18 protein-coding genes are annotated in these 25,980 nt (G+C 70.7%); 11 read left to right on the top strand and 7 right to left on the bottom strand.

Annotation, left to right across the window (positions count from 1 at the left end; genetic code table 11):
* Positions 1-10: 10 nt before the first annotated feature.
* Entirely contained in the window at positions 11-823 is an 813-nt protein-coding gene (gene fdhD / locus ACIRRA_RS14055; protein WP_402767291.1) for a formate dehydrogenase accessory sulfurtransferase FdhD, read from the bottom strand.
* A complete protein-coding gene (locus ACIRRA_RS14050; RefSeq protein ID WP_402767289.1) occupies positions 820-3,123 on the bottom strand; it encodes an FdhF/YdeP family oxidoreductase in 2,304 nt (767 codons plus the stop codon). The genes fdhD and ACIRRA_RS14050 overlap by 4 nt, the downstream gene beginning before the upstream one ends.
* A 290-nt stretch (positions 3,124-3,413) precedes the next feature.
* On the opposite strand from ACIRRA_RS14050, the gene ACIRRA_RS14045 reads away from it, so the two are divergent.
* From ACIRRA_RS14045 to ACIRRA_RS14030, 4 genes are all read left to right on the top strand, one after another.
* A complete protein-coding gene (locus ACIRRA_RS14045) occupies positions 3,414-4,562 on the top strand; it encodes a hypothetical protein (protein WP_402767287.1) in 1,149 nt (382 codons plus the stop codon).
* On the top strand, positions 4,559-6,265 hold the full coding sequence (locus ACIRRA_RS14040) for a hypothetical protein (protein ID WP_402767285.1): 1,707 nt from the start codon (positions 4,559-4,561) through the stop codon (positions 6,263-6,265). The genes ACIRRA_RS14045 and ACIRRA_RS14040 overlap by 4 nt, the downstream gene beginning before the upstream one ends.
* Positions 6,262-8,616, top strand: coding sequence for a protein kinase (locus ACIRRA_RS14035; RefSeq protein WP_402767283.1), 2,355 nt, complete (start codon positions 6,262-6,264; stop codon positions 8,614-8,616). Before ACIRRA_RS14040 ends, ACIRRA_RS14035 begins: the two co-directional genes overlap by 4 nt.
* Positions 8,617-8,714: 98 nt before the next feature.
* Complete coding sequence (locus ACIRRA_RS14030) at positions 8,715-11,807, top strand: FAD-dependent oxidoreductase (protein WP_402767281.1); 3,093 nt, start codon at positions 8,715-8,717, stop codon at positions 11,805-11,807.
* Between the two features lie 43 nt (positions 11,808-11,850).
* Here the strand turns inward: ACIRRA_RS14030 and ACIRRA_RS14025 are convergent, their stop codons facing one another.
* Positions 11,851-13,074: an FHA domain-containing protein gene (locus ACIRRA_RS14025; RefSeq protein ID WP_402767280.1), complete on the bottom strand. Its 1,224-nt coding sequence runs from the start codon at positions 13,072-13,074 to the stop codon at positions 11,851-11,853.
* Positions 13,075-13,346: 272 nt separating this feature from the next.
* Between ACIRRA_RS14025 and ACIRRA_RS14020 the strand changes: the two genes are divergently transcribed.
* Entirely contained in the window at positions 13,347-13,754 is a 408-nt protein-coding gene (locus ACIRRA_RS14020; protein ID WP_402767278.1) for a hypothetical protein, read from the top strand.
* A 93-nt stretch (positions 13,755-13,847) separates the two neighbouring features.
* Here the strand turns inward: ACIRRA_RS14020 and ACIRRA_RS14015 are convergent, their stop codons facing one another.
* The gene (locus ACIRRA_RS14015; protein WP_402767276.1) at positions 13,848-15,386 is read right to left on the bottom strand and encodes a glycerol-3-phosphate dehydrogenase/oxidase; all 1,539 of its coding nucleotides are present in this window, start codon (positions 15,384-15,386) and stop codon (positions 13,848-13,850) included.
* A 48-nt stretch (positions 15,387-15,434) separates the two neighbouring features.
* Positions 15,435-16,037, bottom strand: a complete 603-nt coding sequence (locus tag ACIRRA_RS14010; protein WP_402767274.1) for a TetR/AcrR family transcriptional regulator — start codon at positions 16,035-16,037, stop codon at positions 15,435-15,437.
* Positions 16,038-16,165: 128 nt separating this feature from the next.
* Here ACIRRA_RS14010 and ACIRRA_RS14005 point away from each other — a divergent pair, with 128 nt between their 5' ends.
* Both ACIRRA_RS14005 and ACIRRA_RS14000 read left to right on the top strand, forming a co-directional pair.
* On the top strand, positions 16,166-17,743 hold the full coding sequence (locus ACIRRA_RS14005; RefSeq protein ID WP_402767629.1) for an FAD-binding oxidoreductase: 1,578 nt from the start codon (positions 16,166-16,168) through the stop codon (positions 17,741-17,743).
* Entirely contained in the window at positions 17,740-18,666 is a 927-nt protein-coding gene (locus ACIRRA_RS14000) for a diacylglycerol/lipid kinase family protein (RefSeq protein ID WP_402767273.1), read from the top strand. The genes ACIRRA_RS14005 and ACIRRA_RS14000 overlap by 4 nt, the downstream gene beginning before the upstream one ends.
* Before the next feature lie 115 nt (positions 18,667-18,781).
* Here the strand turns inward: ACIRRA_RS14000 and ACIRRA_RS13995 are convergent, their stop codons facing one another.
* Positions 18,782-19,150: a hypothetical protein gene (locus tag ACIRRA_RS13995; protein ID WP_402767271.1), complete on the bottom strand. Its 369-nt coding sequence runs from the start codon at positions 19,148-19,150 to the stop codon at positions 18,782-18,784.
* A gap of 212 nt (positions 19,151-19,362) precedes the next feature.
* Positions 19,363-19,998 (bottom strand): class I SAM-dependent methyltransferase, encoded by a 636-nt coding sequence (locus ACIRRA_RS13990; RefSeq protein ID WP_402767269.1) that lies wholly within the window; start codon positions 19,996-19,998, stop codon positions 19,363-19,365.
* A 324-nt stretch (positions 19,999-20,322) separates the two neighbouring features.
* Here ACIRRA_RS13990 and ACIRRA_RS13985 point away from each other — a divergent pair, with 324 nt between their 5' ends.
* From ACIRRA_RS13985 to ndk, 4 genes are all read left to right on the top strand, one after another.
* Positions 20,323-23,022, top strand: coding sequence for a valine--tRNA ligase (locus tag ACIRRA_RS13985; RefSeq protein ID WP_402767267.1), 2,700 nt, complete (start codon positions 20,323-20,325; stop codon positions 23,020-23,022).
* Positions 23,023-23,096: 74 nt separating this feature from the next.
* Positions 23,097-24,467: a bifunctional folylpolyglutamate synthase/dihydrofolate synthase gene (locus tag ACIRRA_RS13980; protein ID WP_402767627.1), complete on the top strand. Its 1,371-nt coding sequence runs from the start codon at positions 23,097-23,099 to the stop codon at positions 24,465-24,467.
* Positions 24,464-24,871 carry a DUF4233 domain-containing protein gene (locus ACIRRA_RS13975; RefSeq protein ID WP_357006177.1) on the top strand — a complete coding sequence of 136 codons (408 nt, stop codon included), beginning with the start codon at positions 24,464-24,466 and terminating at the stop codon, positions 24,869-24,871. Before ACIRRA_RS13980 ends, ACIRRA_RS13975 begins: the two co-directional genes overlap by 4 nt.
* A gap of 159 nt (positions 24,872-25,030) precedes the next feature.
* Entirely contained in the window at positions 25,031-25,447 is a 417-nt protein-coding gene (ndk, locus tag ACIRRA_RS13970) for a nucleoside-diphosphate kinase (protein ID WP_402767266.1), read from the top strand.
* The last annotated feature ends 533 nt before the right edge of the window (positions 25,448-25,980 follow it).

The raw sequence follows: 25,980 nt of genomic DNA, 5'->3' as shown, positions 1-25,980 counted from the left end.
AACGGGCCGATCACATCGCGAGGCGGTCCTCACCGGTGTATACGTTCATGGTTTCGCCGCGCAGGAAGCCGACCAGGGTGAGGCCGGCGTCGGCGGCGAGATCCACGGCCAGTGAGCTGGGGGCGGACACCGCGCCCATGACCGGAATGCCCGCCATGATGGCCTTCTGCACCAGCTCGAAGGAGGCCCGGCCGCTGACCATGAGAACGAGATCGTGTGCGGGGAGCCGATTCTCGCGGATCGCCCAGCCGATCAGCTTGTCCACGGCATTGTGGCGGCCGATGTCCTCGCGCACGGCCAGCGCCTCGCCCTCGGGGGTGAACAGGCCCGCCGCGTGCAGCCCGCCGGTGGCGTCGAAAACCTGCTGGCGGGAACGCAGTTCGTCGGGCAGCTTGGCGAGGGTGTGCACGTCGACGCGGAGCGAATCCGCGGGTATGGCGTGCCGGATCCGGGTGCGGACCTCGTCGAGGGCGGTCTTGCCGCACAGTCCGCACGAACTGTTGGTCAGAAAGGGCCTGGGCTGCGCCGGGACCGGGGTCCGGAGCTGGATGTCCAGCACGTTGTAGGTGTTCTGCCCGTTCTCGTCGGTGCCGGCGCAGTAGCGGGCACTGACGATGTCCGCGGCCGTGTCGATGATGCCCTCGGCATAGAGGAAGCCGTGCACGAGGTCGATATCCGCGCCGGGGGTGCGCATGGTGATCGTCAGCGACTGCCCGCCCATGCGGATTTCGAGCGGTTCCTCCACGGCCAGGGTGTCGGGCCGGGTGACGGTGCCGCTGGGGGAGATGCGCAGTGTGCGGCGGCGCGCGGTGACCCTGCTCATGCGATCGTGTGGGTGTGGCGTTCCAGGCGGATGGTGACCGCCTTGGAGACGGGCGTATTGGAACGCCGGGCGACATGGTCCAGCGGGATCAGGGGGTTGGTCTCGGGGTAGTAGGCGGCGGCATTGCCACGCGGGGTCGGGTAGGCGACCAGGCGGAAGCCGGTCACGCTGCGTTCGGTGCCGTCGTCGAACTCGGAAATGACGTCCACCAGATCGTCCTCGGCGAAACCGAGGGCGGCGATGTCCTCCGGATGGACCAGCACCACGCGCCGCCCGTTGTGGATGCCGCGGTAGCGGTCGTCCAGGCCGTAGATGGTGGTGTTGTACTGGTCGTGGCTGCGCAGGGTCTGCAGGATGAGCCGGCCCTCGGGGACCGGCAGCCAGTGCAGGTCGTTGACGGCGAAATTGGCCTTGCCGGTGGCGGTCCGGAATTCGCGGGCGTCGCGCGGCGGGTGCGGGAGCTGGAAGCCGTTGCGGCCGCGCACCTTCCGGTTGTAGTCGGCGCAGCCGGGTACCACCCGGGCGATGGCGTCGCGGATCCTGTCGTAGTCGCGCCGGAACTCGCCCCACGGCACGGAGTGGCCCGGACCGAACACGGCCTCGGCCAGCTCGCACACGATTGCGACCTCGCTGCGCAGCTGGTCGCTCACCGGGTCCAGCCGACCGGTGGACAGGTGCACCATGGACATCGAGTCCTCGACCGAAACCTGCTGGCGCACGCCGTCCTGCAGGTCCGCGTCGGTGCGGCCCAGGGTGGGCAGGATCAGGGCGGTGCGCCCGTGCACCACATGGCTGCGGTTGAGTTTGGTCGACACCTGCACGGTCAGTGCGCAATTGCGCAGTGCGGCCTCGGTGACCTCGGTGTCGGGGGTGGCGGAGACGAAGTTGCCGCCCATGCCGAAGAACACCGTGCCCCGGCCGTCGCGCATGGCCCGGATGGCATTGACGGTGTCCCAGCCGTGTTCGCGCGGGCTGGTGATGCCGAATTCACGGTCCAGGGCATCGAGGAAGGCGTCGGGCATCTTCTCCCAGATGCCCATGGTGCGGTCGCCCTGCACATTGGAGTGGCCGCGCACCGGGCACACGCCCGCGCCGGGCTTGCCGATCATGCCGCGCAGCAGCAGCAGGTTGGTGGCCTCCTCGATGGTGGCGACGCCGTGTACCTGCTGGGTGAGGCCCATGGCCCAGCAGACGATGGTGGCCTTGGATTCGGCCAGCAGCTTCGCGGTGCGGTCCAGGTCCGCGCGGCTGAGGCCGGTGGCCTGCTCGACAATGCCGAGATCGACCGCGCGCATGTGCTTTTCGTATTCGGCGAAGCTCGCGGTGTGCGTATCGACGAAGGCGCGGTCCACGACCGTGCCGGGCGCTCGGTCCTCGGCCTCGAACAGCAGCTTTGCCAGGCCCTGGAACAGGGCCATGTCGCCGCCGAGGCGGATCTGCAGGAAATCGTCGGCAATGGTGATGCCGCCGGTGAAGCCCTTGACGGTCTGCGGGTCCTTGAAGCCGATGAGACCGGTCTCCGGTAGCGGGTTGACCGCGATCACGGTGGCCCCGTGCGCCTTCGCCTCGCCGAGCGCGGACAGCATGCGCGGATGGTTGGTGCCGGGGTTCTGCCCGGCCACGATGATGAGGTCGGCCTTCGAGAAGTCGTCGATGGTCACCGAGCCCTTGCCGATGCCGATCGAGCCGGTGAGCGCGGTGCCCGAGGATTCGTGGCACATATTGGAGCAGTCGGGCAGGTTGTTGGTGCCGAAGCTGCGGACCAGCAACTGGTAGAGGAACGCCGTCTCGTTGGCGGTGCGGCCGGAGGTGTAGAAGACGGCCTCGTCGGGCGAGTCCAGGCCGCGCAGGGTGTCGGCGATGAGCCGGTAGGCCTCGTCCCAGCCGATCGGGGAGTAGTGGGTGTCGCCCTCGCGCAGCACCATCGGGTGAGTGAGGCGGCCCTGCTGGCCGAGCCAGTAGCCGGACTTGCCTGCCAGGTCCTCGAGGGAGTGCGCGGCGAAGAACGCCGGCGTGACGGTGCGCAGGGTCGCCTCCTCGGCGACGGCCTTGGCGCCGTTCTCACAGAACTCCGCGGGTCGGCGCCGACCGGTCGGTTCCGGCCAGGCGCACCCCGGACAGTCGAACCCGTGCCGCTGATTCACCCGGGCCAGCGTGCGCGCGGTGCGCACCACACCCATCTCCTCGACGGCGCGCTCCAGTGCGACGGTGACCGCTTTGACGCCCGCGGCCTCGGTCTTCGGCGCGGTGACGGTCAGCGCGGACTCGTCGATATCGCTCTTCGGCGCGGCACGATGCATGGTCCCGATTGTCCTCTCCGGCGCGATGGGGCGTCCCAGTCGGTACCCGCATCGTAGGGCGCGAAACACGCGAGCCAGCGGACTGGTCGGTCTCGGGTGTGAACGCGGGTGATCACTACCGCGATAGACAGGGCAGCGGGGGCGTGGATGGCCTTACCATCGAACAAGCGAGGTCACGCCGAATGAAGACAGGTGCGCATTCTGCTCGGCATGCCGGTGGGGACCGGCATGCGAAACTGGCCCGCGCGGTGAGACTTTCACCCCGGACCCTACACCTTGTTCTGCTGTTCGTGGCGGCCATCGCGCTCGCGCTTCCGACCGGCATCGGCTGGGCGAATCCGGGTGCCACCCAACCCGTTCCGCTCACCACCGTCTCCGTCCCGGCGCCGCAGCAGCGCGCACCGGTGAAAGTTCCTCCCACCACGGTGAATCCGCCGCCGGTCACCACCCAGCAGCCGGGCAACGACTGCACCTACACCGATTGCCCCGGCACCCACGACGGCCCGCCCGGCCACGGCAGCGGCAAGACGAATCCCGGCGGCCAGTGCGGCGACTCGTGCGACAGCGGCGGCGACACCGGCTGCGGCTGGACCACCTGCACCCAGCGGCAGTACTGCCCGGACGGTTCGGTGAAACCTGCGAGCGGGGTGTGTCCGTCGGCGCAGCCGCGGTATTGCCCGGATGGCTCGGTGAAACCCGCGAGCGGAGTCTGTCCGTCCGCTCAGCCGCAGTATTGCCCGGATGGCTCGGTGAAGCCCTCCAGCGGGGTGTGCCCGTCGGCGCAGCCGCAGTATTGCCCCGATGGTTCGGTCGAGCCGTCGAGCGGGGTGTGTCCGTCTGCGCAGCCGCAGTATTGTCCGGACGGTTCGGTCAAGGCCGCGAACGGAACTTGCGTCTCTGCCGTCGTACCTCCTGGCACCACGCCGGGCGGGAATCAGCCGCAGCCGCAACCCTATCCGGTGCCGACCACGCCGGTGCTGACGCCAGCCGCGCCGCCGCCGACCACCACCCAGGCGGTTCCGCCGAGTTCGGAAGCCACGCCGCCCGCCTCGACCACTCCTGTTCCCGCACAGACGCCAGGGCTTTCCCTCGAGCCGCCCGCGGTGGCGCCGGGGGCGCCGGTGCAGGCCAGCGGCACCGGCTGTGATCCCGGTGCGGAGGTGAAGCTGTCGATCGGCGGGTCCACCGCCGCCGACACCACGGCCCGGGCCGATGGCGGCTTCGCGGCCACGCTCGCCACCGGCGCCACCGATATCGGCCAGCACGAGGTGACCGCCGAGTGCGGGCGAAAGCTGGTCGCGCCCTTGGACATCGTGCTCGTCAGCCAGGTCGGCGGCGGCGCGGCGACGATGACGGTGCTGCTCTTCTTCCTGCTCGTCGGCGGCTGGTTCTACGGCCACCGCTTGATCTCCCATCTCCCGGCACGGAGGCCCCGATGACCAGTCGCACGCCCGCGCCGCACCAGGTGCAGCCGCCCAGCTTGCCGGAATTCCGGTGCGCGAGTGACCGATGCGTCCGGTGGGAACGCGATACCGGCTGGGACGATGGCTGGCCGGCCGCCGAGCTACCCGCCGGACCTGTTGGCGCCGAGGGGGAATCGCGGCCGGTCACTCGTGTCCGCGGCCACCGGGCGATCGGCGGGACCGTGGTCGGCGCCCTGCTCATGGTCGCCCTCGTGGTCGTGGCGGTCGTCTTCGTGGCCGGACCCGCCCGCGCCGCCGCCGGAGTGAGCGCGACCGCGACCCTCGACGGCCGGGCCATTGCCGGTGCCAATGCCGGGAATCCGGTGCGCCTGGATCCGAGGCGGGTGGCGCAGGTCGTCGTCGAGGTGACCAATGGGACCGCGAGTCCGGTGTCGGTGCGGCGGGTCGACCTCGCCGGCCACGTGCTCGGCCTGAACTTCTATTCGTATTCCACGACAGTCGAATTGACGGTCGCGGCGGGCAGGACCGAGAAGCTCACCTACCGGTTGGATCCGGCCGGGCTGGACGGGCAGGCGACCGGGCTCATCGGCTCCGACCTCACGCTCATCGGCGCGGACGGCAGGCCGCTCACCGCCGTGCACACTGTCGTCGATGTGCGCGGTTCGCTCGCGTCGGTGTACGGGCTGTTCGGCATCATCATCGCGGTCCTGACCGCCCTGGCCATTGTCGACGCGGCCCTGACCGTTGCGCGCCACCGCCTCTCGGCCAATCGCTGGCAGCGCGGCCTGCGCCTGCTCGCGCCCGGCCTCGGCATCGGCCTGATGATAGGGTTCACCGGCTCGGTGGCGCGCTGGTGGGTACCCGGCACCGCCCTGTGGCTCGCCCTGGCGGGTGCCACCGCCGCCCTGTTCTTCGTGGCCGGTTACCTCTCGCCCACCCCGCGGCAGTCCGACGATCTCGGCCTCGACCCCGAAGATCTCGCCGCCGCGAAGGAACTCGACGCCAATGCTGCCGCGGCGCGTCCCAATCCGCCCTATGGCGGCACCTTCCGCGACCTCGGTGCGGTGGGAATCCCGGGCGGCACCTACCCGAACCTCGATGGCCGTGCTCAACCAGACTCCGGCGCAACGGAGTTCGTGCCGTATCACCCGTCCGACGGGCCTGGTCACGAAGAGGCCGCGCCGCAGGTCGGTCCCGCTGGGATCCGGGGCGCGATGCGGGTCTTCCCGGGCGGACCCGCGTCCGGCCCGATTCCCGGCGGTTACCCGAGTGGAGAGACGACCCGCATCGCGCATCCGGGTATCGGGGACGGCCGGTATCCGGGCGGTGGGCCGCTGGCGTCGGCCATGCTGCCCGAGATCGCTGAAAGCAGCACTGCGGCAACGGATCCGCCGGACTCGGGGAGTCTGTCCGAGACGCAGGCCGGAACCAGCCCACGTATGACGGGGTCGGGTGGGCCGCCGGCGGTCAGTACACCGGGCGGCGAAGGATTCCGGTATTCGGCGGCGGGCGTCGCTGATTCGACGGTGGGATATCCCGGCGGGGTGCAGCGGCCGCGGTCCGGGGCCGGGCTCGGGGATCCGACGATCGGGCGGGATCCCGCCGGTGGAAAGAACGACCCCGGACCGGGAGACCGGGCGGCGGATCCGGGGGACGAGCCGACACTGCGCAGCGGGCCCGGCGGACCGGGCTTCCGGCCGGAGGGCGCGGGCCGATGAGCGTGGCGAATACCGGCAATACCGAGCTGGCCCGGGTGCGGGCGGCGCTGGCGGGGTACGAGGTCGGCGGGCAGATCGGGCGTGGCGGCTGCGGGGTGGTGCTGGCCGGCGTGCATCGCGGCTTGCAGCGGCGGGTCGCGATCAAGCAGATTCCGCCGCAGTTCGCCGACGATATGCAGGTGCGGCGGCGGTTCGTCGCCGAGGCGCGGATGATGGCGGGGCTCGACCACCCGCACGTGGCGCCGGTCTACGACTACATCGAGCACGACGACCTGTGCCTGCTGGTGCTGGAGTACCTGCCCGGCGGAACCGTCGAGAATCGTTTCATCACAACGGGATTCGAGGCGACTGCGGCGGTGGCGGTCGCGCTGTCGTGCGCGGCCGGGCTCGACGCCGCGCATCGCAGCGGCATCCTGCACCGGGATGTGAAGCCGTCCAACCTCATGTTCGCGGCCAATGGCGCACTCAAGCTCACCGATTTCGGCATCGCCAAGATCGTCGGCGGCGCGGACACGCTGGTGACGCGGGCGGGCGAGATCATCGGCACGCCCTCCTACATCGCGCCGGAACAGGTGCGCGGCCAAGGACTTTCACCCGCTACCGACGTCTACTCCCTGGCCACCATGCTCTACCAGCTGCTCTCCGGCGTACTGCCCTTTCCGCCCGGCCCCGACGCCCTGTCCCTGCTCTTCGCCCACGCCTACGGCGACCCGATCCCCCTGACCGAGGTGGCCCCGTTCGTCCCCGAGCCCATAGCCGAGGCGGTCATGCGCGGCCTGGCCTCCGACCCCGCCGACCGCTACGACACCGCCGAAACCTTCGGTGTCGCCATCGCCGAGCCCGCCGCCCACTTCTGGGGCGCGAATTGGCTCACCCCCGTGGGCATCCCGGTCATCGGCGCGGACACCATCGTGGCCGCCGCCACCGGCAGCGCCCGCGGCCCGCGTACCCCCGGCCCCTTCACTCCACAGGCCCCACCGCCGAGACCCGGCTCCCACGATCCCTACACCCCGCCACCCGGTGCAATGGCCCCACCACCCGGTGCGGTGACCCGCGACCACGGCTCCGGGCCGATCACGCCTCCGCCGCAACCGATTCGCCCACACCACCCGCCGGACACACCCACCGCCGACTCGATGTCCCGGGAAGAGCTTCGCCGCGTCCCCGGCGGGTCCGCCACATCGCACGGATCGCCCTCGAGCCCGAGCGCGGGGCCGGGTAGCGCGGCGCCGCCACCCGCCGACCCCCGCTCGGAACCGACACGGCGAGCCGACCGAGGCGTGCCGGCACCCGCCTCGCACGGCGGGCCCGCTGCGCCCCAGCGACAGGGTGCAGGCGGAATGCCCGCCGGACACGGGTTCAGCAGTGGCCCAGCCGGATTCGGGCATGGAAGCGGTCCGCGACCGGGCGGAGGTTTCGAGCCGGGTGGAGGTCCAGGACCACGTGGAGGTTCTGGGGTGGTTGGAGGCTTCGAGCCGGGGCAGGATCCCGGACAGGGTGGGGGTCTCGGGCCCGGGGCTTCCGCGCCGATGGAGCGGATACGGCCGCGTGAGCCGATTCAGCGTGGTGTGGTGCGGTTGGCGGAGGTGGATCGGGCGGAGCTGGTGCCGGTGCAGCGGGTGGTCACGCTGCCGTCGCCTCGGGTGCCGTTGCTGGTGGCGGCGTTGTTGGTGGCGGCGACCGGGGTGGCCGCGGTGCTCGGGGTGGGTGCGCCGGGGCGGAATGTGCCGCCCGCGGGGATGATTCGGATCGACGGGGTGGATCCCGTCTCGGGGACCGTGGATCTCGATCTGTCCAAGCCGGTGCCGATCACTGTCAGCGGGGCGGACGCCGATGAGGCGAAGCTGTCGGTGGATGTGCTGGGTGTGCGGGCGGGGGGACAGGGTGCGGCGTTGCCGGGTGGGTCGGGGGAGTTGTCCGCGCCGGTGAACCAGTACGTGCTCGCGGGCCGGCTGACCGGCGAATTGTCGCTGTCCCGTGCGGGTTCCGAGATTGCCACCTATCGGTTCGGGGTGCGGACGCGGCAGCGGGCCACGACCACCGCGACGGCCATCGGAATCCTGCTGCTCCTGCTGTTCGCCGCCGCATACGCCGAGTCGAACGCCCGCACGCTACGGCGCGGCAGCGCCCGCTTCGCCGCGACCGCAGGGCTGGCCGTCAGCACGGGACTGCTCGGGATCGCGGCGGTCGGGGCGGCGTGGGTGCTGCTCGGACGCGAACCCACTCTGCCTGCCGTGATCGTGTGCGCCGCAGGCGGTGTCGCGGTCGGATCGGCCCTGGCCGTCGGCTGCCGTCGGGTCGGTAAGCGGTACCGCTATCTGCGGGTCCAGCTGCTCCGGGAGCGCGCCTGACCTCGAGGCACGCCGCGACGGTAATGGTGAACCGGGATTCCGGCGATATACGCACGAGCGCAGCGAGATCGACGACTGCGCCGGAAAGGGGCGGGAACATGGCGGGGCGGCCGGTCATCGAAATCCGGGAGTGGGGACGGCCCGCGCGGCGGCGCCTGCTCGACGGGCCCATCGTCTTCGGGCGCGATGGCAGCCACGAGGTGCTGGCCGACGGCGGGGTCTCGCGGCAGCACCTGCGGTTGGTGCCCACCCCGACGGCGCTGTCCGTGGTCGACCTGGGCAGCCGCAACGGCACCACCGTCAACGGCGTGGCCCTGACCGGGCGGCGGGAACTCGTCACCGGTGACGTGGTGCGCCTGGGCCGCAGCGAGATCCTGGTGCTGCACACCCCGACCGGCGAACCGGACGAGCACGACCCCTCTGAGACCGTGCTCGGGCCGTCGGGCGCGATACCCCGCCCGCCCGGCGGCGAGCCGACACCCGCGCGCTGGGTGGCCCTCGCCAACCGGATCCTCGGCCTCGACCCGTCCGGCGAGCGAAACCTGTTCCCCGCCTTCACCGAACTGCCGAGCCGGATACCGTTGCCGGTCTGGCAGGCGGCGCGCTTCCTGAGCATCACCGCCTACCTGGCGCTCATCGTCGCGCTGTTCGTGCGGCCCGCGGGCGGGCTGTTCGTCTTCTTCAAGATCGTCGTCCCGCTGTTGCCCGGACTGTTCCTCATCGCACCGGGCCTGTGGCGCAACACCTGTCCGCTGGCCGCCACCAATCAGCTGCCGCGGCTGTTCCGCTTCACCCGCGCGCTCACGCCGCCGGCGTGGCTGCAGCAGCGCGGCTATCTGATCGCGGTCGCCCTGTTCTTCGGCATCGCCGGATCGCGCCTCGCGGGCCTGGACCGCAGCGGCATGGCCACGGGCCTCGTGCTGTCCGCGGTGCTGCTGGCCGCATTCACCGGAGGTGTCGTGTTCAAGGGCAAGAGCGGCTGGTGCAGTAGCATCTGCCCGCTGTTCCCGCTGCAGCGCGCCTACGGGCAGACACCGTTCGTCACCATCGCCAACAATCACTGCCGCCCATGCGTCGGCTGCGCCAAGAACTGCTTCGACTTCAAGCCACGCGCCGCCTACCAGGCCGATATGGCCGATTCGGACCGCGGCTGGAGCGCGCCGCGCAAACTGTTCGCCGCCGCGCTGCCCGGATTCGTGCTCGGGTTCATGGTGCTGGCCGGATACCCGGGAGTGCCTGTGCCGCAACGGTATCTGACGCTGGGCCTGATCCTGCTGGTCGCGGTGGGCGTCTACTTCGCCGTCGAGGCCCTGACCGGCGTGAGCCCGGCCATGCTGTCGGCGGTCTACGCGAGCGTGGCGCTCAATGGCTTCTACTGGTTCGCGGGGCCGGTGCTGATCGGCGCGTTCACCACCGTCACCGGTATCGGGGGCGTGGCCTGGCTGCGCTGGCCGATCAGCCTCGCCGTGCTGGCGGCTACCCTGCTGTTCCTGGCCCGCACCCGGGTCAGCGAACTCCAGTACGCGCTGAGCACCGGCGCGCGCACCGCGCCTGTGCTGCTGCCCTTTCCGCGACCGCGCGCCGTTCCCGGCAACGCCGCCGCCCCAGCGGCTTCGGTGGACTTCGACGGCCGGACCGTGGCCGCCGAACTCGGCGTGAGCCTGCTCGACCTCGCCGAACAGGCCAACCTGCCATTGGAGTCGGGCTGTCGCATGGGCGTCTGCGGCGCCGACCCGGTCGCGATCCTCGAGGGTGCCGAGCAGCTGTGCGATCCGACCGGAGACGAGCGAAACACGCTGCGGCGGTTGGGTTTCGCCGACAACACCCGCATGGCGTGCTGCGCCCGCGTGAACGGCGGCGGCGTCCGGGTCTCGCTCACCCCGGAACCCGGGCACGGCAGCGGCGACCGCCCCGTCCACTTCGATCGCACCCTGATGAGCCTGGTCGTCATCGGCACCGGCATCGCGGGCGTCACCGCCGCCGACTTCCTGCGTCGCGGCCACCCCGACTGCGAAATCCACCTGGTCGGCCGGGAATCCCACGACTTCTACAACCGGATGGGAATCTCCCGCCTCATACCCGGCCGGTCCGCCATGCAGGGCCTGCACCTGCTGCCCGAAGCGTGGTACGAGGAACACCGCATCACGCCGTGGCTCAATACCCTTGCCACACACCTGGATCCGCGGTCGCAGCGCGTCCACCTCGGCACCGGCGACGTGCTGCCCTACGACCGGCTCATCCTCGCAACGGGTGCGTCCGCCGCGCTGCCCGAGATCGCCGGACTGCGCCGGCCCGGCAGCTTCGTGCTCCGCGAGGCGGGGGACGCCATGAACATCCGCGCCTACGCCCAGCAGCGGTCCTGCGTCCGCGCCGTGGTCGCGGGCGGCGGTCTGCTCGGTCTCGAGGCCGCATATGCCCTGCACCAGTTGGGATTACGCGTCACGGTGCTGGAACGCGGGCCGCGGCTGCTCGGCAAGCAGCTCGATCCGCGGGCATCGGCCATCGTGCTGGACCACTTCACCCGGGCCGGGATCGAGGTCCGGCACCGAGCCGAGACCGCCGCGCTGACCGGCGATTCCCGGGCGGTCGCACCCGGTGGGCAGCGCGGGCCCGGCCCGGACTCCGATCCGGTCCGGGCCGTGGTCCTGAAGGACGGGACGGTCCTGCCGTGCGAGGTATTCCTCACCGCCACCGGCATCCGCCCCAATACCGACCTGGCCGCCCGCGCCGGAATCCCGGTCCGGCGGGGCATTCTCGTGGACGACCGCATGTGTACCGCCGCGCCGCACGTGTACGCGGCCGGAGACGTGGCCGAACATCGCGACCGCGTGCTCGGCCTGTGGCCCATCGCCGCCGAACAGGCGCAGGCCGCAGCCGTGAATGCGCTCGGCGGCGATCAGGTGCTGACCGCGGAGACGCCCGCCACCATCCTCAAGGGAGTCGGCCTGGAGCTGTTCAGCATCGGGCAGGTCGAGCCGGGACAGCGCGACGAGGTGATCGTGGTGGACGAATCGCCCCGGCGGTCCTATCGGCGGCTGGTCATTTCCGGCGACCGCGCGGTCGGGGCGATCGTGCTCGGCCATCACCCCGCCGATGTGGCCGCCGCCCAGCAGGCCGTCCGCGCCCGGAAGGCGATACCCGGGGCGGCCCGGCACACCCTGCAGCGAGGGGACTGGTCTCCCTTGCAGTAGCGGGGTGCCGGCTGCGCGGTAGCCACCTCGTCGGCACTGCGACCTACGGGGCTGCCTGGGCCGTGCGATAGGTGAGAATCCGCTCGCCGATGCGCAGACTCCACCCCGCCTTCAACTCCGTCGGCCGCTGCCCCACCCGAACCCAGTCCGCCGCGCCGGGAGCCGCCACGAAGGTCCCGCCCGGCGTTCCCGCGTCCCGCACGTACACCAGGCCGTTCTCGATGAACACCCGCGCGTGCACCCGCGACACATGCCGATCCCGCGCGATCACGATGGGCGAGGCCACCGCCCGCCGCACCGCCTCGTCGATCATCGGGTCCCGCCCGATCACATACGGCCGATCCAGCGGATACACCGCGCCCTCGGTACTGGTGAGCGCCCCACCCGCCGCGGCCATGGCGGAGGTGGTGGGCGGCTGCGGACCGGCGGCGGCGCGGGTTTCCGGCTCGCCGATGTCCTCGGCGTCCGCGGTGTACGCCGCCGTCGGCGGTTGATCCTCGGGGGTGGGGCGATCTTCTCGCCGGGCCGGACGGCCGGAATCGGGTCCGGAGTCGGCCTGCGCCTCGATCCGCACCCGCTTGTCGAGCGCCTCCGCAGGCTGATCCGAACCGGAGTCACCCGCGAGCCGTGAGCCCGGAGCCGGAGTCGTGGCGGCATTGCGGGGATTCACGGGTTCGACCGCGGGCTCCGGCGGCTTGGGGGAAACCTGCTGTCCGGCAGCGGATTCCGGGGCCGGGAAGGGTCCCGAGAAACGCATATGGGAGGGCGTCGGGGTAGGGGCCCGGCGGGTGAGGTCGGCGACCGGCGGGGACTCCGGCGCGGCTTTCGGCGGGGTCTCGGTGGCGCGCGGGGCCGTCAGTCCCGAGACCGGGGCGTGCAGGACGAAACCGCCGCCTACCACGACTCCGGCACGCAGATCGGTGTGCGGAAGTTCGCTGCCCATGCCGTCGGCGACCACTGTGAGCCGCCGCACCGGATCGCGCACGATCTCGTCGGCCCAGGTCATGGCGCGTTCGCCGGACAGCACGCGGGCGCCTTCCGGGCCGTCGACCGCGGCCGTCACCGCGCCGCGCAGCAGGATCAGGATCCCGTCCGCCGTCGGTGCGACCACACCGAAGGCCGGTGGCTGCGCGGAACTGCTGGTGAACACGGTCGCCGCCAGCCGCTGCGCAATCGCCACACCGGGATCCGCGGCGCTCGCCGCGGTCTCTGCCGCACCGATGATCCGTTCCGTGGACGGACTTTCACCGTGCAGGAGAATGATCACATTCCCGAACCTGGCGACCAGTCCTGCCCCAGATACCAACCCGACCGTCGTCGGAATTCGGCCCATCCGCGCCTCCCTCTCCCGGCGCTCACAACATCGCAGCCAAGCATAGGACCGTTCCGCGGCCAGGGCATACGACCCATCCGCCGCGACGCGCGGCGACACCCGTCCACCGGTTTGCGGGAATGCCGCCCATGGCCGGGATCCGGGCGCGAGGATCGAGGCATCGTGCCGGTGCATCAGGCTCCGGCGTCACCGATGAGGACCGAACCATGAGGGGCACGATCATCAGGACCACCGCCGCCGCGATCGGCTGCGCCACGCTCGCGACCGTCGCCGGACTGGCCGCGCCCGCCGGCGCGACCGCGACCCGGGTCGGCATCGACCCGGGCATCAGCTTCGGCTCGGCCACCAACTACGGCACCGGTTGCAGCTACGACATCGACGGCATCGTCGACGACCCGGTCACCCCGGTCGTCTTCTACGACAACGGGGTTCCCTTCGCCTACGCCACCCCCTCCGGCTCGCTGGCCCAGACCCGATGGACGCCCGTCACCGCCGGACCGCACCGCCTGCAGGTCTGGCAGCACCGCCCCGACGGCCAGGACGTCTTCCCGTACGTCGACATCCAGGTCGGCACCGGCCTGCCGACCGGCTCCGGCTGCGGCGTCGCCAACTAGGCACCGCGCCGCACGGAACACTTCTCTCGGCGGCGGGCCGCCCGGTCTCTCGGCGGCGGGCCGCAAGATCTTTCGGCGGCGGTCCGCCCGGCCCTACTCGAAAGCGGCCTGCGCGGCCGGTTCCGCGGCCTTGCGATCCTCGGCGACCAGGCCGATCCGGGTGCGCCGGTCGAGCAGGTCGGAGACGTCCAGCGCACCCTCGGCCGCCACCGCGAAGGCGAATTCGGCTGCCGTGACGTCCATGCCGGGCGCCACCTCCGCCGCCAGGGCCGGATCCTGTTCCGTGATCGCGAGCACCTCGGCGGCCTCGCTGCCGTAGCGCTCGACCAGGCGCGGCGGGGCCTGGATGGCATCGCGGGCCGCGCCGGACACCGCGCCCACCAGGGGCAGGCTGCGGGTGCGGCACGGGGCGGCGGCCAGGTGCGCGTGTGCCACCGCGGCATCCACCGCGTCCTCGGCCATCTTCCGGTAGGTGGTGAGCTTGCCGCCCACCACGGTGATGACGCCGGTGGGGGAGGTGAGCACGGCGTGCTCGCGCGAGATGTCGGCGGTGCTGTCGTCGCCGGTGCGCAACAGCGGTCGCAGGCCCGCGAAGCTGCCGCGAATATCGCTGCGGCGCAGCGGCTCCCGCAGCACCGTATTGACGGTGTCGAGCAGGAAGTCGATCTCGCCGTCGGTCGCGTGCGGGACGTCCGGCACGGGGCCGGGTGCCTCCTCGTCGGTGAGCCCCAGATAGACCCGGTTGTGCGCGGCCGGGAACGCGAAGATGAAACGACTGGTGCTGCCCGGAATCGGCACGGTCAGCGAGGCGGTGAGACCGCCGAACGCGGCGGCGTCGAACACCAGGTGCGTGCCGCGCGAGGGCCGCAGTTCGATGCTCGGATCCACCTGATCGGCCCACACCCCGGTGGCGTTCACGACAGAACGCGCTGTCACCTCCAGGGTTTCGCCGGTCAGCGTGTCGGTCAGCGTGGCCCGGTCGCCGGCGACATGCGTGGCCTCGACCCGGGTGAGGACCGTCGCGCCCTCCCGGGCGGCCGTGCGGGCGATGGCCACCACCAGTCGCGCATCGTCCACCAGTTGCCCGTCCCAGGCCAGCAGTCCGCCGCGCAGCCCGGCCCGGCGCACAGTCGGGGCCAGCCGCAGCGCCTCGGCCGCCGCCACCCGCCGCGACCGCGGCAGCACCGACGCCGATGTCCCCGCCGCCCGGCGCAGCACGTCCCCGGCCAGGAAGCCGGTCCGCACCAGGATCTTCTGTGCCGCACCGATATTCGGCAGCAGTGGCACCACCTGCGGTAGCGCCCGGGTCAGGTGCGGCGCGGTGCGGGTGAGCAGGATGTCGCGCTCCACCGCGCTCTCGTGCGCGATCCCGACCCCGCCGCTGGCCAGATACCGCAGCCCGCCGTGCACCAGCTTGGAACTCCAGCGGCTGGTGCCGAACGCGAAATCGTGCTTCTCCACCAGCACCGTCCGCAACCCGCGTGCGGCGGCATCGAGCGCCACACCCACACCGGTGACGCCGCCACCGATGACCAGCACGTCGATGGTCGCGTCGTCACCGAGTGCCGAGAGCTCTCGCCGCCGCCGTGTCGCGTTGAGCGACGAGTCGGGCCGAGCCGTATTCGAAGTCATGGGAAGGCCTTTCGATCAGTGCCGCTGTCGGTCGTCGAGAATGCGGAGCTACTCGGTCCCCTGTGAGGTGCCGGTGGGGGTCAGGTAGCCGTGTAGGGCGTAAGCGAGTTCGGTGTCGAGGTGGTCGCCATCCAGAACCGGCGCGAAGGCGGTCGCCGACTGGACCGCGGACTGGGCCATCAGCAGCAGCATGGCGGCCAGCTGCCCGGGATCCCCGGCGCGAATCGAGTTGTCGGCCTGGCCTTCTCGGATGGTGTCGGCGAACAGGTCGATGAGGGCGCGCTGATTGCGGCCCAGCCGCTCGAACACGTAGGTCAGCATGATGTCGGTATCGGCGCGAAAGATCTTGGTGAACAGGGGATTCCGACGCATCACCGAGCCGCCGCCGACGATGGCCCCGACCAGCCGCTCGCGCGTGCTGCCCGTGCTGGGCGCGGTGTCGGCGATGATCTCGCGCAGTTCCCGCACCAGCAGGTCCGCCACCAGGGACCCGGTGTCGGGCCAGCGCCGGTACACGGTCGGCCGGCTGACGCCCGCGCGGCGGGCCACCTCGGTCAGGGTGGTGCGCCGGACGCCGAATTCGGCCACGCAGGCGCGTGCCGCGTCGAGGATGGCCCGATCGACGGCGGAGGATGGTTCGGTCGAACTCATGGTTGCCACCACCGGAGAGTAGTTCTCGTTACTGCTTGACATTCTATGTCAGACTGTAACGCATGGTCGACACACAAGCAGCTGCCGCGTCCACGGAAAACCCGGGCGAGCCGCAGGTTCGCGCGAGTATGGTGTGGGACGCCTGGGGCTCCCCGTCCGGACACAAACCGCTGTCCGAGCAGATTCGGGGACTGCTCGCACAGGTATTCGGGGTGTCCGGCGAGCCGGTGACCCGTCGCGATGAGGGCGACGTGCCGCTGCGCGCCTCGGCGCTCACGCCGGAACAGCACACCGGGCTCGTCGCGGTGGTCGGAGCCGAGCACCTGTCGATCGACCATCGCGACCGCCTGCTGCACGCCGGCGGCAAATCCACTCCCGACCTGCTGCGCCGCCGCGCCGACGGCGAGCAGGACGCGCCCGACGCCGTCATCTTCCCCGCCGATCACGACCAGGTCCTCGCGCTACTGAAGTACTGCTCCGCCAAGGGAATCGCGGTCGTGCCCTTCGGCGGCGGCACCAGCGTGGTCGGCGGCCTGGATCCCGCGCGCGGCCGCTTCCCGGCCGTCGTCGCCCTCGACCTGCGCCGCCTCGACACCCTCACCGACGTCGATCCGATCAGCGGCACCGCCACCCTGGGCGCGGGCCTGTCCGGCCCGCAGGCCGAGGAACTGCTTGCCCGCCATGGTCTTTCGCTCAGCCACTTCCCGCAGAGCTTCGAATACGCCACCATCGGCGGCTTCGCGGCCACCCGCTCCTCGGGCCAGGCCTCGGCCGGCTACGGCCGCTTCGACGACATGATCCAGCGGCTCCGGATCGCCACGCCCGCAGGCGATCTCGACCTCGGTCGGGCCCCCGCCTCGGCCGCCGGACCCGACCTGCGCGAACTGTTCTCCGGCTCGGAGGGCACCCTCGGCATCATCACCGGCGTCACCCTGCGCGTGCACCCGGTCCCGGAAACCACCGGCTACCAGGCCTGGTCGTTCCCCGACTTCGCCACCGGCGCCAACGCGCTGCGGACCGTCATCCAGGCCGGGGCCGCCCCCACCGTCATGCGCCTGTCCGACGAGGCCGAGACCGGTCTGAACCTGGCCCGTGCCGGGGACATCGGCGGCGCGCCCGTCGGTGGCTGCCTAGCGGTCACCACCTTCGAGGGCACGGCCGCACACGTGGTCGCCCGCAGCGCCGAGGCCGCCGCCCTGCTGGCCGCCGCCGGCGGCACCGCGCTCGGCGAAGCCCCCGCCCGGGAATGGGAACACGGCCGCTTCGCCGCTCCCTACCTGCGCGACGCCCTGCTGGACGTGGGCGTGCTCTGCGAGACCCTCGAAACCGCCACCAGCTGGGCCGATCTCGCCAACCTCAAGGCGAAGGTGACCGCGGCGCTGACCGATTCGCTCACCGCCCAGGGCACCCCCGCGCTGGTCATGTGCCACATCTCGCACACCTATCCGACCGGTGCGTCGCTGTACTTCACGGTCGTCGGCAAGCAGGCCGCGGACCCGATCGCGCAGTGGGCCGTCGCCAAGCGGGCCGCGGGCGACGCCATCGTGGCCGCCGGCGGCACCATCACCCACCACCACGCGGTGGGCGCCGACCATCGGCCGTGGATGACCGATGAGATCGGCGATCTGGGGGTGCAGGTGCTGCGCGCGGTGAAGGATGCCGTCGACCCCGCCGGAATCCTCAACCCTGGGAAGCTGATTCCGTGACGACGATCCACTCCATCGCCCTGGTGACCAATCCGCTGTCCGGTCACGGCAAGGGTGCGCTGGTCGCCGTCGAGGCGGCCAACCGCTTCGCCGCCCACGGCGTCCAGGTCACCGAGATCCGCGGCGAGTCGGCCGCCGAGAGCGAACGGCTGGTACGTAAGGCGCTGGCCGACCCGGATGCCCGCCCCGACGCGGTGGTGGCGGCGGGCGGCGACGGACTGGTCGGCGTGGTGCTGCAGGCCCTGGTCGGCACCGGCGTCCCCCTCGGCCTGATCCCCGGCGGCACCGGCAACGACCTCGCTCGCGAACTCGGCGTCCCCGACGACACCGATGCCGCGGTGGCCACGGTCGTGGGCGGCCGGACCCGCACCATCGATCTGGGCACCGTGGAAACCGAGGAGTCGGGCCGCGCCCTCTGGTTCGCCACCGTCACCGGTACCGGCCTCGACGCCCGAGTCACCCTGCGCGCCAACGCTCTCCGCTGGCCCAACGGCCCGATGCGCTACACCGTCGCCGCCCTGCTCGAACTCGTGGGCAAGCTGGCCGTGCCCTATCGCATCGAACTGACCGGCTCACCCGACCATCCGGACGGCACCGTCCTGGAACTGGACGCGGTCATGGTCGCCGTCGGCAATACCCGCACCTACGGTGGCGGCATGCTCATCTGCCCCGACGCGCTCATCGACGACGGTCTGCTGGACCTGACCGTGGTCGGGGCCATGTCCCGGCTGGAGATGCTGCGCCTGCTCCCGACCCTGTCCTCCGGCAAGCGCATCGACCATCCGGCCGCGGTCCAGTACCAGGCCAGGGAGATCCACCTGACCGCTCCCGGCGCGCCCGCCACCGCCGACGGCGACCCGGCGGGACTGCTCCCCGCGCACTTCCGCGCCGCCCGGGGCGCCCTGGACGTGCTGGTCCCCTGACCTTCGGCGGGACCGCCCGAACAGGTCGGTCGATCCGGCAAAAGCGGTGCGCCCCATGTCTTTCGGCATGGGGCGCACGTGTCAGTCGGGGTCGGGGGAAGGTGGGCCGAAATTCTCACCAGACCTGAAAGATGCCCAAACCCTTCGGGCTCAGCACCACATCCACCGAGCCGTCAGGATGCGCCGCGGCCTCACCGACGATCGCGGGTATGTCCGCGAACACGGCGTTGCCGTTCTGGGCGAAAGTCGAATCGGGTTGCAGCCCCACGATCACGGCATTGCGCGGCGCATACCGGTCGATCAGCGCCGGAACCGGGCTATCGGCCAAGGCCTGCGTCTCACCGTGATCGAGCTCCACCCCCGCCGCGCCGATCTGCGGAATCACGAACGGGGTTGCGGCGGAAGCGGTTCCGGCCCCGGCCGATCCGGCCAGACCGAGCCCCGCGCAGGCGGCTGCGGCAAGAGCAAAGGTTCGAACACGCATGATGACTCGCTTTCCAGCGGCGGGAGAGATGTCCTGCGGAGCTGTATCGATACTGCGGTGAACTGTGGCGGCTGGACCCAGCCGGATAGCCAGAACACATCACCGCAGGTAACCGTGGCAAGGCCAGAGTGATTTATGACACTTCAGCTTGCAAAAGTGATACAGATCACATCTCTTTGCTGGATAAATGCGACAGCTGGTCGGAGCAGCGACTAGGACGGGCGAGCGATGAGCAAGTGTCCGGGGATCGGCTTCCGCGGCAGGAACTGCTGATCAACCGTCAGCCCGGCCCGCTCCAGCGCATTCTTCACCTCGGCGACCGGGCGGAGGGTGAATCCATATGGGGTGAAAGGCATTTTCGACATGGCGTCCGGGTCGCCGATGCCGATCACCAAGCGGCCCTTGGGGGTGAGGACACGTGCCAGTTCGGTGCAGGCGCGATCCAGATCCGGGACGAAATAGATGGTGTTGCAAGTGATCACGGCATCCAGGGCGGCGTCCGGGAACGGGAGCTCGGTGAGGGAGCCCTCGGCCAGCCGCAGGCGGTCGGACGAGACGTCGGCCGCGAACTCCGATCGGGCCCGCGCCAGCATGTCGGGGGAGAGCTCGACACCGGTCACCGTGCCGGACCCGATCCGGTCCAGTAGCAGGGTGAGCCCGATGCCCCCGCCGAATCCGATATCCGCCGCCGCGTCACCGGCGGCCACCTCGGTCGCCGCCACCGCGGCCTCGATCATCGGCCGATTACCTCGATTGAGGAACCGCGCCACACCCTTGCCCAGCAGTCCGTGCGGATTTCCCAGCTGCCCGGCGACCGTCGACATCACCCGCGAGACAATCGGATTCATGCTCGACAGGTTACCCGCCGGCCGCTCCGCCGGGACCTCGCACTGTGCTTGTCACGACGCGAAAACAATGCGGCGGACGCAACGTCGATGCAACGAAATCTGGTCTACCCTGGCCCATTTGGGCCGGAACCTGAGAATTGCCTTTGGATCCGGGAACAAGGCCCGAAACGGCGGTAGGCTGACCGTCGAGGGCGAGGCTTCCGGTGTCCCTCATCCGTCGGAAGCCTCGCCCTTCGGCTGTCCATCGCAGCCTCCTCCGGCGGCAAATCGGGCCTAGGAAAAACCCGGTCGTTCGGCGATAATCCCAGCCCTTAGAATCGACCGGTGACCAGCGCAGCCTCTGAGAACCCGCGTAATCGTGCCGATGCCCTCCCCAAGAGCTGGAACCCCAGCGATGTCGAGGCCGACCTGTACGAGCGCTGGGTAGCCGCCGGTTACTTCACCGCCGACCCGGGCAGTGCCAAGCCCGCCTACTCGATCGTGCTGCCCCCGCCGAACGTCACCGGCACCCTGCACATGGGCCACGCCCTCGACCACACCCTCATGGACCTGCTCACCCGCCGCAAGCGTATGCAGGGCTTCGAGGTGCTGTGGCTGCCCGGCATGGACCACGCGGGCATCGCCACGCAGACCGTGGTGGAGAAGCAGCTCGCCGTCGACGGCAAGACCAAGGAGGACTTCGGCCGCGAACTGTTCGTCGACAAGGTCTGGGACTGGAAGCGCGAGTCCGGCGGCCAGATCCAGGGCCAGATGCGCCGCCTCGGCGACGGCGTCGACTGGAGCCGCGACCGCTTCACCATGGACGACGGCCTGTCCCGCGCCGTGCAGACCATCTTCAAGCGCCTCTACGACGCGGGCCTCATCTACCGCGCCGAGCGCCTGGTGAACTGGTCGCCGGTGCTGCAGACCGGCATCTCCGACCTCGAGGTCGACCACAAGGAGGTCGAGGGCGAACTCGTCTCCCTGCGCTACGGCTCGCTGAACGACGACGAGCCGCACGTGATCGTGGCCACCACCCGTGTGGAGACGATGCTGGGTGACACGGCCGTCGCGGTGCATCCGGACGACGAGCGGTACCAGGCCCTCATCGGCACCACCGTCTACCACCCGATCACCGGCCGCCAGATCCCCATCGTCGCCGACGACTACGTGGACCCCGAATTCGGTTCCGGCGCGGTCAAGATCACCCCGGCGCACGACCCCAACGACTTCGAGCTCGGCCTGCGCCACAACCTGCCCATGCCCACCATCATGGACAAGACCGGCAAGATCGCCGACAGCGGAACCGAATTCGACGGCATGGACCGCTTCGAGGCCCGGCTCAAGATCCGCGAGCGGCTCGAGGCCGAGGGCCGTGTGGTCGGGCGCAAATACCCCTACATCCACCAGGTCGGCCACTCCGAGCGCTCCGGCGAACCCATCGAACCCCGCCTGTCCATGCAGTGGTGGGTGAAGGTCGAGGGCATCGCCAAGGCCGCCGGTGACGCGGTCCGTAACGGCGACGTCAAGATCCACCCCGCCGGCCAGGAACCGCGCTGGTTCGAGTGGGTCGACAACATGCACGACTGGAACATCTCGCGCCAGCTGTGGTGGGGTCACCGCATTCCGATCTGGTACGGCCCAGAGGGTGAGATCGTCTGCGTCGGACCGGACGAGCAGGCCCCCGAGGGCTACGTCCAGGACCCGGACGTGCTCGACACCTGGTTCTCCTCGGGCCTGTGGCCCTTCTCCACCATGGGCTGGCCGGACGCGACGCCCGAGCTGAGCAAGTTCTATCCGACCAGCGTGCTGGTCACCGGCTACGACATCCTCTTCTTCTGGGTCGCCCGGATGATGATGTTCGGCATGTTCGTCTCCGACGACCCGGTGCTCACCGTCGGCAAGGACCCGAACCAGAAGCAGGTCCCGTTCCAGGATGTGTTCCTGCACGGCCTGATTCGCGACGAGTTCGGCAAGAAGATGTCCAAGTCGCGCGGCAACGGCATCGACCCGCTGGACTGGATCAACGAATACGGCGCCGACGCCACCCGATTCACCCTGGCCCGCGGCGCCCAGCCCGGCGGCGACCTCTCGGTCGGCACCCCGCACGTGACGGCCTCGCGCAGCTTCATCACCAAGCTGTTCAACGCCACCAAGTTCGCGCTCATGAACGGCGCGCAGCCGGGCGAGCTGCCCGCGCGCGAGACCCTCACCGACACCGACCGCTGGATCCTGGACCGCCTCGACGAGGTCGTCACCGAAGTCGATGCGGCCCTGGACCGTTACGAGTTCAGCAAGGCCCTCGAGGGTCTGTACCACTTCGCGTGGGACGAATTCTGCAGCTGGTACCTGGAATTGGCGAAGGTGCAGTTCGCCGAGTCCGACGAGCGCGCCGCGAGCACTCGCCTCGTGCTCGGCACCGTCCTGGACGCCGTGCTGCGCCTGCTGCATCCGGCCGTCCCGTTCGTCACCGAGACGCTGTGGCAGGCCCTCACCGACGGCGCCGAGGGCGAGTCCATCGTCATCTCCGCGTGGCCGGCCATCTCCGGCGCCACCTCCGACGCGGTTGCGGCCCGCCGGGTTTCGGACACCCAGAAGCTGATCACCGAGATCCGCCGCTTCCGCTCCGACCAGGGCCTGGCCGACAGCCAGAAGGTGGCCGCCAAGCTCAACGGCATCGACACCGCCGACCTGCTCGCCCAGGAAGCGGGAATCGCCAACCTGGCCAAGCTCACCCCGGCCGGTGACGACTTCGCCGCCACCGCCTCGCTCGAGGTGCGCCTGAGCACCGCCACGGTGACCGTCGAGATCGACACCTCCGGCACGGTCGACCTCGACGCCGAGCGCCGCCGCCTGGAGAAGGACCTCGCCGCCGCGCAGAAGGAACTGGCCGGCACCACCGGCAAGCTCGGCAACGCGGCCTTCCTGGCCAAGGCACCCGAGGACGTGGTCGCGAAGATCAAGGCGCGCAAGGAGATCGCCGAGGGCGACGTCGAGCGGATCACCGCCCGCCTCGCCGAGATCGCCAAGCTGGCGGCCCAGTGAACGACGAACCGGAACGTCAGTACGCCGGAGGCGCCCCGCTGAGTAGCGGTACCTCGCCGGTGGACCTGGCCGAGATGGCGCTGGTCGAGGCCGAACTCGACCAGCGCTGGCCGGAAACCAAGATCGAGCCGTCGCTCACCCGCATCGCGACGCTGATGGACCTGCTGGGCTCGCCCCAGCAGTCCTATCCGGCCATCCACGTCGCGGGCACCAACGGCAAGACCTCGGTCACCCGCATGATCGACTCGCTGCTCACCGCGTTGCACCGGCGCACCGGGCGCATCACCAGCCCGCACCTGCAGCTGGCCACCGAGCGCATCGCCATCGACAACGCGCCCATCACGCCCGGACGCTATGTCGAGATCTACCGCGAACTGCTGCCGTACGTGGAGATGATCGACGCGCAGTCGGAAGCCGTAGGCGGCCCGGCCATGTCGAAGTTCGAGGTGCTCACCGGGATGGCCTACGCCGCCTTCGCTGAGGCGCCGGTGGACGTGGCCGTGGTGGAAACCGGGATGGGCGGCCGCTGGGATGCCACCAATGTGATCGACGGCCAGGTCGCCGTCATCACCCCGATAGGGTTGGACCACATCGACTATCTGGGCCCCGACCTCACCTCCATCGCGGGGGAGAAGGCCGGGATCATCAAGAAGGCCCCCGCCGACGAACTCGTCCCGCGCGACACCGTCGCCGTCATCGCCCAGCAGGAACCCGAGGCCATGGAGGTGCTGCTGCGCCGCGCGGTCGAGGTCGACGCGGCCGTCGCCCGCGAAGGCGCCGAGTTCCAGGTGCTGTCGCGCCGCGTCGCCATCGGCGGCCAGATGCTGGAGCTGCAAGGGCTCGGCGGCGTCTACGACGAGATCTTCCTGCCCATGCACGGCGAGCACCAGGCCCGCAACGCGGTGCTGGCGCTGGCCGCGGTCGAGGCGTTCTTCGGCGCGGGCACGTCCCGGCAGCTCGACATCGACGCCGTGCGAGCCGGATTCGCGGCCGCCGTCAGCCCCGGCCGGATGGAGCGCATGCGCAGCGCGCCCACCATCTTCATCGACGCCGCCCACAACCCGCACGGCGCCAAGGCCCTGGCGGCCACGCTGACCAGCGAATTCGACTTCCGCAAACTGGTCGGCGTGATCGCGGTGCTGGGCGACAAGGACGCCGGCGGCATCCTCGACGCCCTGGAACCGGTCTTCGACGAGATCGTCGTCACCGAGAACGGCTCCCCGCGCGCCCTGCCCGTCGACGACCTGGCCAACCTCGCGGTCCAGCGCTTCGGCGACGAACGCGTGGCCGTCGCCCACGACCTGGCCGACGCCATCGAGACCGCCATCGCCCTCGCCGAGGGCGGGGAGGACGGCGAACTGGTCTCCGGTGCGGGGATAGTCATCACCGGCTCGGTCGTCACCGCCGGGGCGGCCCGCAGCCTGTTCGGAAAGGATCCCGCATGACCTCCGACGCCACGCCCGACGTCCCGCCGCCCGCCACCGACCCGTGGAAGGGCCTGCGCGGCGTCATGGCCGGCACCCTGGTCCTCGAGGCCATCACCGTGCTGCTCGCGCTGCCGGTGATCGGCGCGGTCGGCGGCGGCCTGCACTGGTGGTCCATCCTCTACGTGGTCGGCCTGGCCGTGGTCATGTTCCTGGGCGCGGGTCTGCAGCGCCGCCCCTGGGCCATCCCCTTCAACCTGGCCCTGCAGGCGGCCCTGCTGCTCGGCGGCTTCATCCACCTGTCGATCCTGGTGATCGGAGTGGTCTTCGTCGCAGTCTGGGTCTTCATCCTGTTCCTGCGCTCCGATGTGCAGAAGCGCATGAACGCGGGCCAGTTGCCCAGCCAGCGCATGTCCGGCGCGTGAGTTTTCGTTACCCCAGGTGGCAACTGGTTCGTTGCGCCTGGGGTAACTCGTCGGGTACGTCCAAGATTGCTTCGCATCCCGACCGCCGGCACGCGAATGGGGGCCTGCGACGGCTCCCGGCCGTGCGCTGGAGTTTCGGGGAGGCGGTACTGTTGCCGCGTGACTGAGCAGACGTTGGTACTCATCAAGCCCGATGGCGTGGCCCGCGGCCTCGTCGGGGAGATCATCACCCGTATCGAGCGCAAGGGTCTGAAGATCGCGGCGCTGAAGCTCGTGAACGTCTCGCCCGAGCTGGCCGCCGTGCACTACGCCGAGCATGCCGAGCGCCCGTTCTTCGGCCCGCTCATCGAATTCATCACATCCGGCCCGGTGGTCGCGGCCGTGCTCGAGGGCCCGCGCGCCATCACCGCGTTCCGTCAGATCGCGGGCGGCACCGATCCGGTCGAGAAGGCCGTCCCCGGCAGTATCCGCGGCGACTACGCCCTCGAGACCCAGTACAACCTCGTGCACGGCTCCGACTCGCCCGAGTCCGCCAAGCGCGAGATCTCGCTCTGGTTCCCGGAATTCACGCTCTGAACCCGTGCGGGGCACCGCTGCCCGCACACACTCGATAGGTCCGGGGGAGACCCCGAAGGCAGAGGCAGCCGCCCGCCCCTGCGCCCCGGAAGGCAGGCGCGGGCGGGCGGCCCTCGACCGCACATCGGTCGGATGCGGCGCGGTCCGCGTGAGACTCGCGAGGCCCGCTCCGGGCCGCGCGGGCACGACGCCCCGACGTGGTGTGGGATACTGGCTCTGGAAGTGACCGACGCCGGCCGTTTGCGGCCGGGGGCGATCACCTTCGATTGACACCGCGGAGCGACGGACGATCATCGCTGCCGCCGACGGCTTCCAAGACTCGGCCGTCGGGCAGGCACGCTGGATGAACGCTCGTGACACGGCGTTGAGCCAACCAACCAGGCGCCACGTGACCTGTTAGCCCGAACGACGAGATACCGGTGATAACGGGGCACGCGGCGCGAAGACTTACGATCTCGCGCCCCCGGGCGTGAGGCCAACAAGACAGCGCCCCCGCGTCGGCCGCGTCACTCCTCGGAGGAACGCGCCCGGGG

It is taken from the genome of Nocardia sp. NPDC101769 (assembly GCF_044766925.1).
Lineage (GTDB): Bacteria > Actinomycetota > Actinomycetes > Mycobacteriales > Mycobacteriaceae > Nocardia.
The sequence above is the reverse complement of the archived record's forward strand: the minus strand, read 5'-3'. Positions and strand labels throughout refer to the sequence as shown.